Origin of the sequence: Limimaricola sp. (assembly GCF_016125575.1) — a bacterium.
Lineage (GTDB): Bacteria > Pseudomonadota > Alphaproteobacteria > Rhodobacterales > Rhodobacteraceae > WGLM01.
This window is the reverse complement of the sequence record NZ_WGLM01000004.1, coordinates 699,488-715,024: the sequence shown is the minus strand read 5'-3', so window position 1 is coordinate 715,024 and position 15,537 is coordinate 699,488. Positions and strand designations below refer to the sequence as shown.

The 15,537-nt window shown below is 67.5% G+C and carries 11 protein-coding genes; 9 read left to right on the top strand and 2 right to left on the bottom strand.

The features are described 5' to 3' along the window. Positions 1-53: 53 nt before the first annotated feature. The 9 genes from GC146_RS10485 to GC146_RS10445 all read left to right on the top strand — a co-directional run bounded on the left by GC146_RS10485 (position 54) and on the right by GC146_RS10445 (position 12,336). Positions 54-1,055, top strand: a complete 1,002-nt coding sequence (locus GC146_RS10485; RefSeq protein WP_291837873.1) for a MoxR family ATPase — start codon at positions 54-56, stop codon at positions 1,053-1,055. Further along, the gene (locus tag GC146_RS10480) at positions 1,052-1,924 is read left to right on the top strand and encodes a DUF58 domain-containing protein (protein ID WP_291837871.1); all 873 of its coding nucleotides are present in this window, start codon (positions 1,052-1,054) and stop codon (positions 1,922-1,924) included. The genes GC146_RS10485 and GC146_RS10480 overlap by 4 nt, the downstream gene beginning before the upstream one ends. Positions 1,925-2,015: 91 nt before the next feature. Then, complete coding sequence (locus GC146_RS10475) at positions 2,016-4,802, top strand: DUF4159 domain-containing protein (RefSeq protein WP_291837868.1); 2,787 nt, start codon at positions 2,016-2,018, stop codon at positions 4,800-4,802. Then, complete coding sequence (locus GC146_RS10470; RefSeq protein WP_291837865.1) at positions 4,799-6,871, top strand: hypothetical protein; 2,073 nt, start codon at positions 4,799-4,801, stop codon at positions 6,869-6,871. The genes GC146_RS10475 and GC146_RS10470 overlap by 4 nt, the downstream gene beginning before the upstream one ends. 65 nt (positions 6,872-6,936) lie before the next feature. Next, entirely contained in the window at positions 6,937-8,376 is a 1,440-nt protein-coding gene (locus GC146_RS10465) for an FAD-linked oxidase C-terminal domain-containing protein (protein WP_291837862.1), read from the top strand. Between the two features lie 81 nt (positions 8,377-8,457). Then, complete coding sequence (locus GC146_RS10460; RefSeq protein WP_291837859.1) at positions 8,458-9,573, top strand: FAD-binding protein; 1,116 nt, start codon at positions 8,458-8,460, stop codon at positions 9,571-9,573. Next, complete coding sequence (gene glcF, locus GC146_RS10455) at positions 9,573-10,865, top strand: glycolate oxidase subunit GlcF (protein WP_291837856.1); 1,293 nt, start codon at positions 9,573-9,575, stop codon at positions 10,863-10,865. The genes GC146_RS10460 and glcF overlap by 1 nt, the downstream gene beginning before the upstream one ends. A 59-nt stretch (positions 10,866-10,924) precedes the next feature. Continuing rightward, a complete protein-coding gene (locus tag GC146_RS10450) occupies positions 10,925-11,749 on the top strand; it encodes a trypsin-like peptidase domain-containing protein (protein WP_291837853.1) in 825 nt (274 codons plus the stop codon). A 119-nt stretch (positions 11,750-11,868) separates the two neighbouring features. Then, on the top strand, positions 11,869-12,336 hold the full coding sequence (locus tag GC146_RS10445; RefSeq protein ID WP_291837850.1) for an Hsp20 family protein: 468 nt from the start codon (positions 11,869-11,871) through the stop codon (positions 12,334-12,336). An 84-nt stretch (positions 12,337-12,420) separates the two neighbouring features. On the opposite strand, the gene polA is transcribed toward GC146_RS10445, so the two are convergent. Both polA and GC146_RS10435 read right to left on the bottom strand, forming a co-directional pair. After that, positions 12,421-15,213: a DNA polymerase I gene (gene polA, locus GC146_RS10440; RefSeq protein ID WP_291837847.1), complete on the bottom strand. Its 2,793-nt coding sequence runs from the start codon at positions 15,211-15,213 to the stop codon at positions 12,421-12,423. Between the two features lie 49 nt (positions 15,214-15,262). Then, a complete protein-coding gene (locus GC146_RS10435; protein WP_291837845.1) occupies positions 15,263-15,445 on the bottom strand; it encodes a zinc-finger domain-containing protein in 183 nt (60 codons plus the stop codon). Positions 15,446-15,537: the final 92 nt, after the last annotated feature.

Genomic DNA, 15,537 nt, shown 5'->3' with positions numbered 1-15,537 from the left:
GCAAGCGGGATATCTGGTCCTATGGCATGAGTTTCAGCGTGGAGTGAATGGACATGACGGCAGCAAACCTGGTGGGCGAAATCGAGGCGCTGGCGGAAAAGCTGGGCGCAGCCCGCACCAGCATTGCCCGCCGTTTCATCGGTCAGGACCGGGTGGTGGACCTGACGCTGGCGGCGCTGATTTCCGGCGGGCATGCCCTGCTGATCGGTTTGCCCGGGCTGGGCAAGACGCGGCTGGTCGACACGCTGTCGACCGTGATGGGTCTGAAGGGCAATCGAATCCAGTTCACGCCCGACCTGATGCCGGCCGACATCCTTGGCTCGGAGGTGCTGGAAACGGCCGCCGACGGCACCCGGTCGTTCCGCTTTATCGAAGGTCCTGTCTTCTGCCAGCTCCTGATGGCCGACGAGATCAACCGCGCCAGCCCCCGTACCCAGTCGGCCCTTCTGCAGGCGATGCAGGAGAGGGAAGTGACCATCGCCGGCCAGCATCGTCCCCTGGGCACCCCGTTCCATGTCCTTGCCACCCAGAACCCGATCGAGCAGGAGGGCACGTATCCCCTGCCCGAGGCCCAGCTTGACCGCTTTCTGGTGCAGGTCGACGTGCCCTATCCCGACCGCGGGACAGAGCGGGACATCCTGCTGGCCACGACCGGCGTCGAGGATGCACGGGCGGCGGCCGTCTTTACCGCCGACGAGTTGCTGGCCGCGCAGACGCTGCTGCGGCGAATGCCGGTGGGCGACAGCATCGTCGAGATGATCCTAGATCTCGTGCGCGCCTGCCGCCCGGACGCGGACGCGCCGCAGATCGTGCGCGACAACGTCAGCTGGGGCCCCGGCCCGCGCGCCGCGCAGGCGCTGATGCTGACGGCGCGGGCCGAGGCGCTGCTGGACGGACGCCTTGCCCCCTCGCCCGAGGACGTTCGGCGGATGGCCGCTCCGGTCTTGACGCACCGGATGGCGCTTTCGTTTGCGGCGCGGGCACGCGGCCAGTCACTGACCGATTTGATCGAGACCGTCGCCGCATCCGTCACCCACGTCGAGGCCGCCGCGTGAGCGATGCCACTCTTCTGCGCAGCGCGGCCGAGGCGCTTGCCGCGCCCTTGCCGCCGTTGCTGGCCGAGGCCGAACACCTCGCCACGACGGTGATTCTTGGCGAACATGGCCGCCGCCGGGCAGGCTTGGGCGAAACGTTCTGGCAATATCGCCCCGCGATGAGCCATGACGAGGCGCGCAGCATCGACTGGCGCCGGTCAGCCCGGTCCGACGCGACCTTCGTGCAGGACAAGGAATGGCAGATCGCGCAATCGGTCATGCTGTGGGTCGACCGCGCCGCGGCAATGGGCTTTGCCTCGTCGCGCGACCTTCCCAGCAAGGCCGCGCGGGCCCGAACGCTGGCCCTGGCCTGCGCGATCCTGCTGGCGCGCGGGGGCGAGCGGGTGGGGCTGATGGGGGCCGAATTGCCGCCCCGGCGCGGCGGTGCGCAGCTTGCCCGCATGGCCGAACTTCTGGCCGAGGATGACAGTGGCGATTACGGCGCGCCCAGCGCGATGGGCCTGCTGCCGCATGCCCGTGCCGTTTTTGTCTCGGACTTCCTTGGTGACATCGACGCCGTCGAATCGGCGCTGCTGCAGGCGGCAGACAGGGGCGTGCGCGGCGCGCTGCTGCAGGTCCTCGATCCGCAGGAAGAGGCGTTTCCCTTCGATGGACGAACCATCTTCGAATCGATGAGCGGCAGTCTGCGCCACGAAACGCTCAAGGCCGCCGATCTGCGCACCCGATATCTCGACCGGTTGGCGCAACGCAAAGACCGGCTTGCCCATCTCGCGCGGACGACGGGCTGGCAGTTCAGCACGCACCATACCGACACGCCGCCCGCCGCGGCCCTGCTGTGGCTTTTCACCGCGCTGGAGCGGCACGCATGAGCCCTGACGCGCGGATGGCGGTGCCTTTGCCTGGCAAATATCCTGGGGTCCGGGGCAAGGCCCCGGGGCCGATGCGGCGGGCCGCCGCCCGATGAACCTGCTCGGCCCCCTCGGATTCGCCGCACCCGGCCTGCTTCTGGGCCTTGTCGCGCTGCCCATCCTGTGGCTGATCCTGCGCGCCGTGCCGCCCGCGCCGATCCGCCGGCGCTTTCCCGGCGTGGCGCTGCTGTTGGGGCTGAGCGACGAGGCGCAGCAGGCCGACCGCACGCCGTGGTGGTTGATGCTGCTGCGGATGCTTGCCGTTGCTGCGCTGATCGTTGGTTTTGCCGGCCCGGTGCTGAACCCGCAAACCCCGCGCACCGGAACCGGTCCGCTGCTGATCCTTGCAGACGGGACTTGGGCCGATGCGCCCGACTGGACCGCGCGCGCTGACCGGATCGCCGCGCTGCTGGCCGAGGCGGGACGCGCCGGGCGGCCCGTCGCCCTGGCCGTCAGCACCGATCTTGCGCCGGTTCCACTTGATTTCACCGATGCCGCGGCAGCCGCCCAGACGGTGGCCAACCTGCAGCCGCATCCCTGGCTGCCTGACGCTGCCAGTATCGCAGATTGGGCGGCAGCCCAGAAAGGCGATTTTGACACGTTCTGGCTGTCCGACGGGTTGGCCCGGGACAGCCGCGACAGCCTGCTGGCCGCGCTGGAGGCGCATGGCAAGGTCAGCGTATTCCAGACACCGCGCCCGGTTCTCGCGCTTCGGCCCGCGCGATTTGCGGATGGCAAGGTTACGGTTGCCGCCACACGCACGCCAACCGGCCTGCCGCTGGAGACGCCCGTCGCGGCGATCGGCCCGGACCCGGCCGGGGTCGAGCGGCAACTGGCCACTGCGACCCTGTCCTTCGCCGCGGGCAGTGCCACGGCCGATGTGGCGCTGGACCTGCCAACCGAGTTGCGCAACCGCGTCACCCGGTTTGAACTGCCCGGCCTGCGTTCGGCCGCCGCGATCAGCCTGACCGACGACACGCTCAAGCGGCGTCGCGTGGCGCTGATCGGGGCCAGCGGCGAAAGCGAGGCGCTGCAGCTGCTGTCGCCGCTTTTCTACCTGCGGCAGGCGCTGGCCCCCTCGGCCGACCTGATCGACGGCACCGTCTCGGACGTGCTGCAGGCGAAACCCGATGTCATCATCCTGGCCGACGTGCCCACGCTGGCCAAGGGCGAGGATGCCGCGATGCTGGACTGGGTGAACAAGGGTGGGCTGCTTGTGCGCTTTGCCGGGCCCCGCACCGCCGCGGCCGACCTTGGTCAACTGACCGAAGACCCGCTGTTGCCGGTGCGGCTGCGCGCTGGCGGGCGCAGCATCGGCGGCGCGATGAGCTGGGGCGAGCCAAAGAAGCTGGCCCCGTTCCCCGCCGCCTCGCCCTTCTTCGGCCTGAAAGTGCCCGATGACGTGACCGTCTCGACCCAGGTGATGGCGCAGCCCGATCCCACGCTGGCGCAGCGCGTCATCGCGCAACTGGCCGACGGCACGCCGCTGGTTACGCGCAAGGATCAGGGCAACGGGCAGGTGGTGCTGTTCCACGTCACCGCCAACGCGCAATGGTCCACCCTGCCGCTGTCAGGCCTTTTCGTGCAGATGCTGGAACGGCTGGCGATCTCGACCCGCACGACCCCGCCCAAGGCCGAGGATCTGGCGGGCACCACATGGCAACCGGACAAGGTGCTTGACGCCTACGGCACGCTGCACGACGCCGCCGACCTGCCCGGCGTGAAGGGCGAGGTGCTGGCCGCCGCCGTGCCCGGCCCCGCCCTGCCGCCCGGCCTTTATGCGGGCGACAAGCGGCGTCTGGCGGTCAACACCATTGCCGAAGACACCACGCTCGCCCCCGCGGAATGGCCCGCGCGCATTCCCGTCGAAGGGCTGCAGCAGGCGCGCGAAGTAGTCCTGAAAGGGTGGGTTCTGGGTGCCGCGCTGCTTTTGCTGCTGATCGATATCATTGCCTCGCTTGCCATCGGCGGGCGGTTGCGCGGGCCTCGCGCGCACGTGGCCGTCGTGTTGCTGGCCGGTCTTCTGGCGCTACCGCATCCCGCCCAAGCGCAGCAGAACGGCGCGGTGCCGACAGAGGCCAGCGATGCTTTCGCCATCCGCGCGACCACGTCGGTCGTGCTGGCGCATGTGCTGACGGGCGATGCCACCGTGGACGACACCGCGCAGGCCGGGCTTTACGGGCTGTCGGTGACGCTGGCCAACCGCAGCTCGGTCGAGCCGGGCCTGCCGATCGGCATCAACATCGAGACGGACGAACTGGCCTTCTTCCCGCTGCTTTACTGGCCGATCACGGCGGGCGAGGCGATGCCCTCGCGCGCGGCCTATGCCAAGCTCAACCGCTACCTGCACAGCGGCGGGATGATCCTGTTCGACACGCGCGATGGCGACATCGCCGGTTTCGGCGGCGCCACGCCCGAGGGGCGGCGGTTGCAGGCCATCGCGGCGGGCCTCGACATTCCGCCGCTGGCGCCGATCCCGCCCGACCACGTGCTGACCCGCACCTTCTACCTGCTGCAGGATTTTCCAGGCCGCTATGACAACCCCGATGTCTGGGCCGAAGCCGCGCCGCCCGATGCGGCGCAAGCGCAAGGCATGCCGTTTCGCGAACTCAACGACGGTGTGACGCCGGTGGTGATCGGCGGCAACGACTGGGCCGCGGCCTGGGCGATGGGGCAGAACGGCCAGTTCCTTTACCCCGTCGGGCGCGGCCAGGCGGGTGACCGGCAGCGCGAGATCGCGCTGCGCTTCGGCGTGAACCTTGTGATGAACGCGCTGACCGGCAATTACAAATCCGACCAGGTCCATGTGCCGGCGCTGCTGGAAAGGTTGGGGCAATGACGGCCGGTCTGGTTCTTGATCCGCTGCTGCCCCTGCCACTGCTCTGGGTGCTGGCCGCGCTGGCGGTTGTCATGCTGGTTTTCGCGGCGTGGCGGCGGCTGCCGGGCTGGGCGCTGCGGGGGCTGGCCGCGCTGGCGGTTCTGGCCGCCGCTGCCAACCCCTCGCTTCAGACCGAACAGCGCGACCCGCTCAGCGACATCGTGATCGCCGTGGTGGACCAGAGCGCCAGTCAGAAACTGTCCGATCGCGCGTCCCAGACCGACGCGGCGCTGGCGCAACTGAAGGCCGAGGTCGCCGCGCGGCCCAATACCGAGCTGAAGGTCGTGACCGTGGGCGATGCGCCGGGCGATGGCGGCACGCTGGCGATGACGGCCCTGTCCGAGGCGCTGGCGCAGGAACCGGTCGGCCGCATCGCCGGCATGGTCCTGATCACCGACGGGCGCATCCACGACCTGTCACGCACGCCCGCCCTGCCCGCGCCGCTGCACGCGCTGCTGACCGGCCATCCCGACGACTGGGACCGCCGTCTGGTGGTATCGAACGCGCCGGCCTTCGCCATCATGGGCCAGCCCGTGACACTGACGCTGAAGATCGAGGACCAAGGCAAGGCGCCTGCCGTGACCGGCCCGGTGCCGCTGACCATCGCCATCGACGGCAAGCCGCCGATGCAGTTCAGCGTGCCACTGGGCCAGCCCATCGATCTGCCAGTGACGCTGCCGCATGGCGGCATGAACGTGCTGCAATTCGCCACCCCCGCGATGCCGGGGGAACTGACCGACCGCAACAATGCCGCCGTGGTGCAGATCAACGGCGTGCGCGACCGGTTGCGCGTGCTGCTGGTTTCGGGCGAGCCGACGCAGGGCGAGCGGACGTGGCGCAACCTGCTGAAATCCGACCCGGCGGTCGATCTGGTTCACTTCACCATCCTGCGGCCCCCGGAAAAGCAGGACGGCGTGCCGGTGAACGAGCTGTCGCTGATCGCCTTTCCGACGCGCGAGTTGTTCCTTGAAAAGATCAAGGACTTCGACCTGATCATCTTCGACACCTACCGCCGGCGCGGCATCCTGCCCGATGCCTACCTGCAGAACATCCGCGACTACGTGGAAGGCGGCGGCGCGCTGCTGATTGCCTCTGGCCCGGAATATGGCGGGGCCGACAGCATCTACCGCTCGCCCCTTGGCGCGATCCTGCCCGGCGCGCCGACCGCGCGCGTCATCACCCAGGGCTTCACGCCCGAACTGACCGACCTTGGCCAGCGGCATCCGGTGACCGAAGGCTTGCAGGCGTTGGCCCCCAAACCCGAAAGCGGCGATGGCCCCGGCTGGGGCCGCTGGTTCCGCATGGTCGACACCGTGCCGCCGCCCGAGGCGACCGCACTGATGAGCGGCCCCGAAGGCAAGCCGCTGCTGGTGCTGAACCACGTGGGCGACGGGCGCGTGGCGCTTCTGAACTCCGATCAGGCCTGGCTGTGGGATCGCGGGTTCGAAGGCGGCGGGCCGCAGCAAGAATTGCTGCGGCGGCTGGCGCACTGGCTGATGAAGGAACCCGACCTCGAGGAAGAGGCGCTGTGGGTCGAACCCTCGGGCCAGACGATGCGGATCATCCGCCGCACGCTGGGCGACAAGGTGCCAGACGTGACGGTGACCGCGCCCGACGGCACGCAGACGGTGCTGACGCTGAAGCAGGTCTCGCCCGGCCGGTACGAGACGCTGTGGACCGCGCCCGAAATGGGGCTGTACCGCCTGACCGACGGGGTGAAGGACACCGTGATCGCGCTTGGCCCCGCCGCGCCGAAGGAGTTCGAGCAGACCATCGCCAGCGGCGACACGCTCGCCCCGGTGATCGCGCCGACCAATGGCGGCATCGTGGCCCTGTCGGACGGGATGCCCGGCCTGCGCGACGTGCGTCCGGGGCGGCCCGCCTCGGGGCGCGGCTGGATCGGGCTGACGCCGCGTGGCGCCTATCGCACGGCGGCCATCTCGATCACACCGGTCCTTCCGGCATGGGCGTTCCTGCTGCTGGCAGCAGCACTGATCCTTGGGGCATGGCTGCGGGAAGGGCGACGCTGAGCGAAACCAGTTGCCCTTTGGCGCTATTGGTTATATTTCTTTACCAATCGCTAGGGAGAACACCCATGGACATGCCGGTTCCGAACCAAGACGTCCTTGCCCGCAAGGCTGCGCTGGTCGCCCGCCTGCGCGAGGTGCTTCCCGCAAATGCCGTGATCGACGACCCGGCCGAGACACGTGCTTACGAATGCGACGGCTTGTCTGCCTATCGTTGTGCCCCGCTCTGCGCGATCCTGCCCGCTTCGACGGCCGAGGTTTCGGCCGCGCTGAAGATCTGCCACGAGATGGGCGTGCCGGTTGTGCCGCGCGGATCAGGCACGTCGCTGGCGGGAGGGGCCTTGCCTACGGCTGACAGCGTGATCCTTGGCATCGCCCGGATGAACGCCGTCATCGAAACCGACTACCCAAATCGCGTGATCCGGGTGCAGACCGGGCGCACGAACCTCTCTGTCACCGGTGCGGTGGAGGCCGACGGGTTCTTCTACGCGCCCGACCCGTCCAGCCAGCTGGCCTGCGCCATTGCCGGCAACATCGCGATGAATTCCGGCGGCGCGCATTGCCTGAAATACGGCGTGACCACGAACAACCTGCTGGGTGTCACGCTGGTGCAGATGGACGGCACCGTGGTCGAGATCGGCGGCGCGCACCTTGATGCGGGCGGGCTGGACCTGCTGGGCGTGATCTGCGGCTCGGAAGGGCAACTGGGCGTGGTGACGGAAGCCACGCTGCGCATCCTGCCCAAGCCCGAGGGCGCGCGCCCGGTGCTGATCGGCTTTGACAGCAACGAGGTGGCCGGCGCCTGCGTCAGCGACATCATCAAGGCGGGCGTCCTGCCGGTGGCGATCGAGTTCATGGACCGCCCCTGCATCGAGGCGACCGAGGCCTTCGCCCATGCCGGATACCCGATGTGCGAGGCGCTGCTGATCGTCGAGGTCGAGGGCGCGCCCGCCGAGATCGACGAGCAGCTGGCCCTGATCAAGAAGATCGCGCGCACCCACAACCCTGTGGAACTGCGCGAGAGCCAGTCCGAGGACGAGGCCAAGAAAATCTGGCTGGGGCGCAAGTCGGCCTTCGGCGCGATGGGCCAGATCAACGACTACATCTGCCTCGACGGCACGATCCCGGTGTCGGAACTGCCCTATGTCCTGCGCCGGATCGGCGAGATGACGGCCGGTTACGGGCTGGGTGTGGCCAATGTCTTTCACGCCGGCGACGGCAACATGCACCCGCTGATCCTCTACAACGCCAACACGCCGGGCGATCTGGAAAAGGCCGAGGCGCTAGGCGCCGACATCCTGACGCTCTGCGTCGAGGTAGGCGGCTGCCTGACCGGCGAGCATGGCGTGGGCATCGAGAAACGCGACCTGATGACAGTGCAGTTCACGCCCGCGGACCTCGAGGCGCAGATGGCGGTGAAGGACGTTTTCGATCCGAAATGGTTGCTCAACCCCGCCAAGGTCTTTCCATTGGCGTCAAGCGCGGAGCGGCGGCAGGTGGCGGCATAGGCGGCGGTGGGGGGGCTGTCTGCCCCCCGGCCCCTTGCGGGGCCTCCCCCCGAGGATATTTGCAAGGCAAAGGCAGGGCCGATGAGACCCCGGACGGAACAGGAACTGGCAGAGGTGGTCCGCGATGCGCGCGGGCCGCTGCGCATCGCCGGCGGCGGCACACGGCCCATCGGCAGGCCGGTGACCGGCGAGGTGCTGGAGACCGCCGGGCTGAGCGGCATCACCCTTTACGAACCGGGGGCCCTGACCCTGGTGGCGCAGGCGGGCACATTGCTGGAGGATGTCGAGGCGGCGCTGGCCTTCGAGGGCCAGCGGCTGCCCTTCGAGCCGATGGACCACCGGGCGCTTCTGGGCACCAAGGGCAGGCCGACCATCGGCGCTGTGGCGGCGATGAACAATTCCGGGCCGCGGCGCATTGCCGTGGGGGCGGCGCGCGATTTCATGCTGGGCGTGCGGTTCGTCGACGGCGCGGGCAACATCATCAAGAACGGCGGGCGGGTGATGAAGAACGTCACCGGCTATGACCTTGTCCGGCTGATGGCGGGCGCGCATGGCAGCCTTGGCGTGCTGACCGAAGTCGCCTTCAAGGTGCTGCCGGCGGTCGAACAGACGGCAACCGTGATCCTGCGAGATTTGGAGATTGATCGTGCGGTTGCGGCCATGGCTGCCGCGATGGGGTCCCCCTTTGAAGTGACGGGCGCGGCGCATGACCCTGAAACGGGCGAAACGGCGCTGCGGCTGGAGGGGTTCGCCACATCCGTCGCTTACCGCGCCGGGCGACTGGCCGAGGCACTCGCGGCGTTCGGCGCTTCAGAGATCGAGGTGGACAAGACACGGGTGGCGGCGCGCTGGACGGCGATCCGTGATGTCACGGCCTTCGCCAAGCGGCAAGGCGACGTCTGGAGGCTTTCGGTGACGCCAAGCGACGCGCCCGCCATCGCCGCGCGGTTGCAGGCCAGCGCCCTGCGCTTTGACTGGGCCGGGGGCCTGATCTGGGCGCTGGTGCCGGAAGGGACCGACCTGCGCGGCCGCCTCGGCGCCTTCCCCGGCCATGCCACGCTGATCCGCGCCAGTACCGAGACACGCAGTGCGCTGGCGTCGTTTCAACCCGAAGCGCCTGCCGTCGCAGCCCTTTCTGCAGGCCTGCGCGCGCGGTTCGATCCGCGCGGCATTCTCAACCCCGGGATCATGCTCTGATGCAGACGACCTTCACCCCCGAACAGTTGCAGGACCCCGGCACGGCGCGTGCCAACCAGATCCTGCGCGCCTGTGTGCATTGCGGTTTCTGCACCGCGACCTGCCCGACCTACCAGGTGCTGGGCGACGAGTTGGACAGCCCGCGGGGCCGCATTTACCTGATCAAGGACATGCTCGAGAACGGCAGGGTGCCCGATGCCACCACGGTCAAGCACATCGACCGATGCCTGTCCTGCCTTGCCTGCATGACAACCTGCCCGTCCGGCGTGCATTACATGCACCTTGTCGACCATGCCCGCGCCTATATCGAGAAACGCTATGACCGGCCGTGGCAGGACCGGGCGCTGCGCTGGGTTCTGGCGCGGATCCTGCCCTATCCGGGGCGGTTCCGGCTAGCCCTGCTGGCCGCCAAGATCGGCCGCCCCTTTGCCCGGCTGATGCCGGACCCGCGCCTGCGCGCCATGCTGGAGATGGCCCCCAAGGTGATCCCGCCGGTCAGCCGCAACGATGATCCGCAGACCTTTCCCGCCAAGGGCCCCCGCAAGATGCGCGTCGCGCTGATGACCGGCTGCGCGCAACGCGCGCTGAACACCGATATCAACGATGCCACGATCAGGCTGCTGACGCGGGCCGGCTGCGAGGTTGTGGTCGCGCGAGGCGCGGGTTGCTGCGGCGCGCTGACCCATCACATGGGAAAAGAGTCCGAGGCCCACGCCACGGCCGCCAAGAACATCCGCGCCTGGGTCGCCGAAATGGACGGTGCCGGGCTGGATGCCATCGTGATCAACACCTCGGGCTGCGGCACGACGGTGAAGGATTACGGCCACATGTTCCGCAACGACCCGCTTGCGTACGACGCAGCGCGGGTCTCGGCCATCGCGCGGGATGTCTCCGAAGTGCTGGCCAAGCTGGACCTGCCCGAAGGCGGGCCCAAGGACCTGCGCGTGGCCTATCACGCCGCCTGCTCGCTCCAGCATGGCCAGCAGATCAAGACACTGCCGAAAGACCTGCTGAAACGCGCCGGCTTTACCGTGCTGGAGCCGGCAGATCCGCATCTTTGCTGCGGCTCGGCCGGGACGTATAACCTGATGCAGCCGGAAATCTCGGGGCAGTTGAAGGCGCGCAAGGTCAGTACGCTGGAGGCGGTCAAGCCCGACATCATCGCTGCCGGAAACATCGGATGCATGATGCAGATCGGCGGCGGTACCGAGGTGCCAGTGGTGCACACGGTGGAACTGCTGGACTGGGCGACCGGCGGACCGCGGCCCCCGGCACTGCAGAAGCCGGCCTGACGCCCCATTTTTGCCGCAGCCCCTTGCGATGATCGCGAAAAGCCGCAGCAGGAGGCAGGATGCGGGGTGCAATCTGGGGACTGGTGATGGCCCTTGCGGGGGCTGGCGGCGCAACAGCGCAGGATTCGGCGCTGCGAAGCTTTCGCACCGGCGATGACAGCCGTGGCTGGGAGGCGGTGGGCCGGCTGGATATCGCCGGCACGGCCTTTTGCACGGCGACCCTGATCGCCCCGGACGAGGTGCTGACAGCGGCGCATTGCCTGTTCGACAGAATAACGGGCAAACCGGTGGACCCGACATCAATCGTCTTTCGTGCGGGCCTGCGTGACGGCAGGGCCCTTGCCGAACGGATGGTGCGGCAGGCCGTGCCGGATCCGTCTTATCGTCAGGCCGCGCGGGTGACGGCCGAGAATGCGCGCCATGACCTTGCGATCCTCAAGCTTGAACATCCGATCCGACTGCCCTCGCTGCTTCCTTTCCCCGTCGGCAGCACGGAAACCTCGGGGCCGTCAGTTGGTGTCGTGTCCTACGCGCTCAACCGGGCCGAAGCGCCTTCGATGCAGCAGACCTGCGCGATCCTTGGCGAAGACCACGGCGTGCTGGTGCTGAGTTGCGATGTCGATTTCGGATCGTCCGGTGCACCGATCTTCAGCATGGAAGGCGGCGTACGGCAGATCGTTTCGGTGGTCTCGGCCAAGGCCGAGATGGACGGCAAGCCTGTGGCGCTGGGCACCGAACTAGACGCACCAATGGCCGCGATCCGCGCCCAGATGGCGGCGGAAACAACGCTGTTCGGTGGCGGCGCACCACCGCAAGTGCGGGTTCTGGCGCCGGGCCAGCGTGGCCAGACCGGCGCAAGGTTCGTGCGTCCGGACGGGTCTTGAAACCGCGCGACGACTTTCCCAGATAATTTGCATCGGAACGCCGCAAGCCGGGTTCCGTTCACTGCCTGTCCCGCAACGGGAGGGCGCCTATCGTTATCGCTTCTGAAAGGATGACACTGATGCGTACCTTTGACCTGACACCGCTTTACCGCGCCACCGTCGGCTTCGACCAGATCGCCGACCTGATGGACCGGGCGCTTAACAGCGACACCGCCGCGCAAAGCTACCCGCCCTACAATATCGAAAAGACTGCCGACGATGCCTGGCGCATCTCGATCGCCGTCGCCGGCTTTTCGGAGACCGAGCTGAACGTCGAAGTGCGGGAAAATGCGCTGATCGTCTCGGCCCGCAAGGCCGAAGAAGATGAAGGCCGCAAGTTCCTGCATCGCGGCATCGCCACCCGCGCCTTCGAACGCCGGTTCCAGCTGGCCGACCACGTCCGCGTGACGGGCGCCAGCCATATCGACGGCATGCTGCATATCGACCTCGTGCGTGAAGTGCCCGAGGCGCTGAAACCGCGCCGGATCGAAATTGCCAAGGCGCCGGTCAGCGACACCAACCTTGTCGAGGGCAAGGCCGTTAACTGAACCGGCTGAAACTGCGAGTGATCGGGGCGCGGGGGCCATGCCTTCGCGCCCCGTTTCGTTGCGGGAACTTGCCGCGTGTCGCCCTCAATGCGCCTCGGCCCAGTTGCGGCCTTGCCCGGCATCGACGCTGAGCGTGACATCAAGGTGGACGGCGGGGTCGGCCGCCCCTTCCATCACGTCGCGGGCGGCCTTGATCAGCTTGTCGACGGCATCCTCGGCAACCTCGAAGACAAGCTCGTCATGGACCTGCAGCAGCATCTTCGCCGGTAGCCCGTCGATAGCAGCCGGCATGCGGACCATCGCACGGCGGATCACGTCTGCCGCGGTGCCCTGGATCGGCGCGTTGATCGCGGCACGGCGGGCAAAGCCGGCACCGGGGCCCTTGGCGTTGATCTCGGGCGTGTGGATCTTGCGGCCGAAGAGCGTTTGGACATAGCCCTTGTCCTTGGCGAACTTCACCGTGTCGTCCATGTAGGTCCGGATACCCGGGAACCGTTCGAAATAGCGGTCGATGAATCCCTGCGCCTGCTCGCGCGGGATCCGCAGGTTGCGCGCAAGGCCAAAGCCGGAAATGCCGTAGATCACGCCGAAGTTGATCGCCTTGGCCTGTCGCCGGATATCCGGCGTCATCTGATCCAGTGGCACGTCGAACATCTCTGACGCGGTCATCGCGTGGATGTCCAGCCCGTCGCGGAACGCCTGTTTCAACGCCGCGATGTCGGCGACATGGGCAAGGATGCGCAATTCGATCTGGCTATAGTCGAGGCTGACCAGCATCTTGCCCGCATCGGCCACGAAAGCCTCGCGGATCCGGCGGCCCTCTTCGCTGCGCACGGGGATGTTCTGCAGGTTCGGATCGGTGGAGGCCAGCCGCCCGGTATTGGCCCCTGCGATGGAATAAGACGTATGCACCCGCCCGGTTTCGGGGTTGATGTGGGTCTGCAGCGCATCGGTATAGGTGGATTTCAGCTTGGCCAGTTGCCGCCAGTCAAGGATCAGTCCGGGCAGTTTGTGTTCGGTTGCAAGGTCCTCCAGCACATCCGCGCCAGTGCCCCATGCGCCGGTCTTGCCCTTGGAGCCGCCGGGCAGTTTCAACTCGTCGAACAGGATCTCGCCCAGCTGCTTGGGCGAACCGACGTTGAACTTGCGCCCCGCCACTTCCTGAATCTCGTCCTCGAGTTGGGCCATCTTCTGCGCAAAGGCATTGGACATCCGGCTGAGCGTGTCGCGGTCAACCTTGATCCCGGCCATCTCCATCTCGGCCAGCACCGGCACCAGCGGGCGTTCCAGCGTCTCGTAAACGGTTGTGACCTGTTTGCGGTGCAACTGAGGCTTGAACGCCTGCCAAAGCCGCAGCGTGATGTCGGCATCCTCGGCGGCATAGCGCACGGCCTTGTCCACCGGCACACGATCGAAGGTGATCTGCGCCTTGCCGCTGCCCAGCAGCTCCTTGATCGGGATCGGCACGTGACCAAGGTACTGCTCGCTCAGCAGATCCATTCCGTGGTTATGCAGCCCGCCGAACATCGCGTAGGACATCAGCATCGTGTCGTCGATCGGTGCCACCTTGACCCCGTGGCGGGCAAAGATCTTGGCGTCGTATTTCATGTTCTGGCCGATCTTGAGGATGCTTTCGTCCTCCAGAACCGGCCTCAAGAGGTTCAGCGCCTCGTCAAGGCTCAACTGCCCCTCGGCCAGCTTGTCCGAGCCAAACAGGCCCTCGCCCTCTTCGGCACGGTGCCCAAGCGGAACGTAGCAAGCCTGCCCCGCCTCGACGCAAAGCGAGATACCCACCAGATCGGCCTGCATCTCGTCAAGCGAGGTGGTTTCCGTATCGACGGCGACATGACCACGCGCGCGGATGCGGTCGATCCAGACCTGCAGCGCAGCGGCATCGCGCACGGCCTCGTAGGCGTCATGATCGAAAGGCACGGCGGTGGCCTGCTCGGCTTCGGCCTCGGGCGCCTCCGTCACGACCGGGGGTTCGACGCCCAGCTTTTCGGCGACACGCTTGGATATCGTGCGAAACTCCATCCGGGCGAGAAAACCCAACAAGGTGTCGGGGTCGGGATCGCGGATCTCCAGATCGTCGAGGGTGAAATCCAGTGGCATGTGGCAGTCAAGCTGGACCAGTTGCCGCGACAGGCGGATCTTCTCGGCATTCTCGATCAGCGCGGCGCGTCGCTTTGGCTGCGGGACCTCCCCGGCGCGGTCCAGCAGCGTGTCGAGATCCCCGAACTCGTTGATCAGAAGAGCTGCTGTCTTCAATCCGATGCCCGGCGCGCCCGGCACGTTGTCTACCGCGTCGCCAGCGAGTGCCTGTACGTCGACCACCCGTTCGGGGCCAACGCCGAATTTCTCGATCACGCCATCGCGGTCGATCCGGCGATTCTTCATCGGGTCCAGCATCTCGACCCCGTCACCGACCAATTGCATCAGGTCCTTGTCGGAACTGACGATGGTCACACGGCCGCCCGCCTCACGCGCCTGGCAGGCCAGCGTGGCGATGATGTCGTCGGCCTCGTAACCCTCGACCTCTTTGCAGGCGATGTTGAAGGCGCGCGTGGCTTCGCGCGTCAGCGGGAATTGCGGGACCAGATCCTCCGGCGCCGGCGGGCGATGCGCCTTGTACTGGTCGTAAATCTCATTGCGGAAGGATTTGCCGGAATAGTCGAAGACAACGGCAAGATGGGTGGACTGGTCGGCGCCGGAATTGCCGTCGACGTATTTCTGCAGCAGGTTCACGAACCCGGCGACAGCCCCCACCGGCAGCCCGTCGGACTTGCGCGTAAGCGGCGGCAGCGCGTGGTAGGCGCGAAAGATGAACGCCGATCCGTCGATCAGGTGCAGGTGGCACCCCTTGCCGAAATGGCTCATCCCCGCCCCTTCATCTTGCCGAAAATACTCCCGCCGGAGGCGGCGGCCCTCAGGCCGCCTTGTCGGCGGCGTCCTTGTGCACGTAGCGGCAATCGCAATAGGGGCATTCGACCCACCCGCGCTCGTGCGGGATCGACAGCCAGACGCGGGGATGGCCCAGCGCGCCGTCGCCACCGTCGCAGGCCACGCGCCATTGATCGACCATCTTGGTTTCCGGGGCAGGAATCGTCATCGCTCTCGCCTTTGCCTTTGCCGCCACGTGGCGGTTATCTGGTTGCCGCGGGCCGCTGCCCGCCTTAGATCGGGCCGATACTAGCCGAGCCC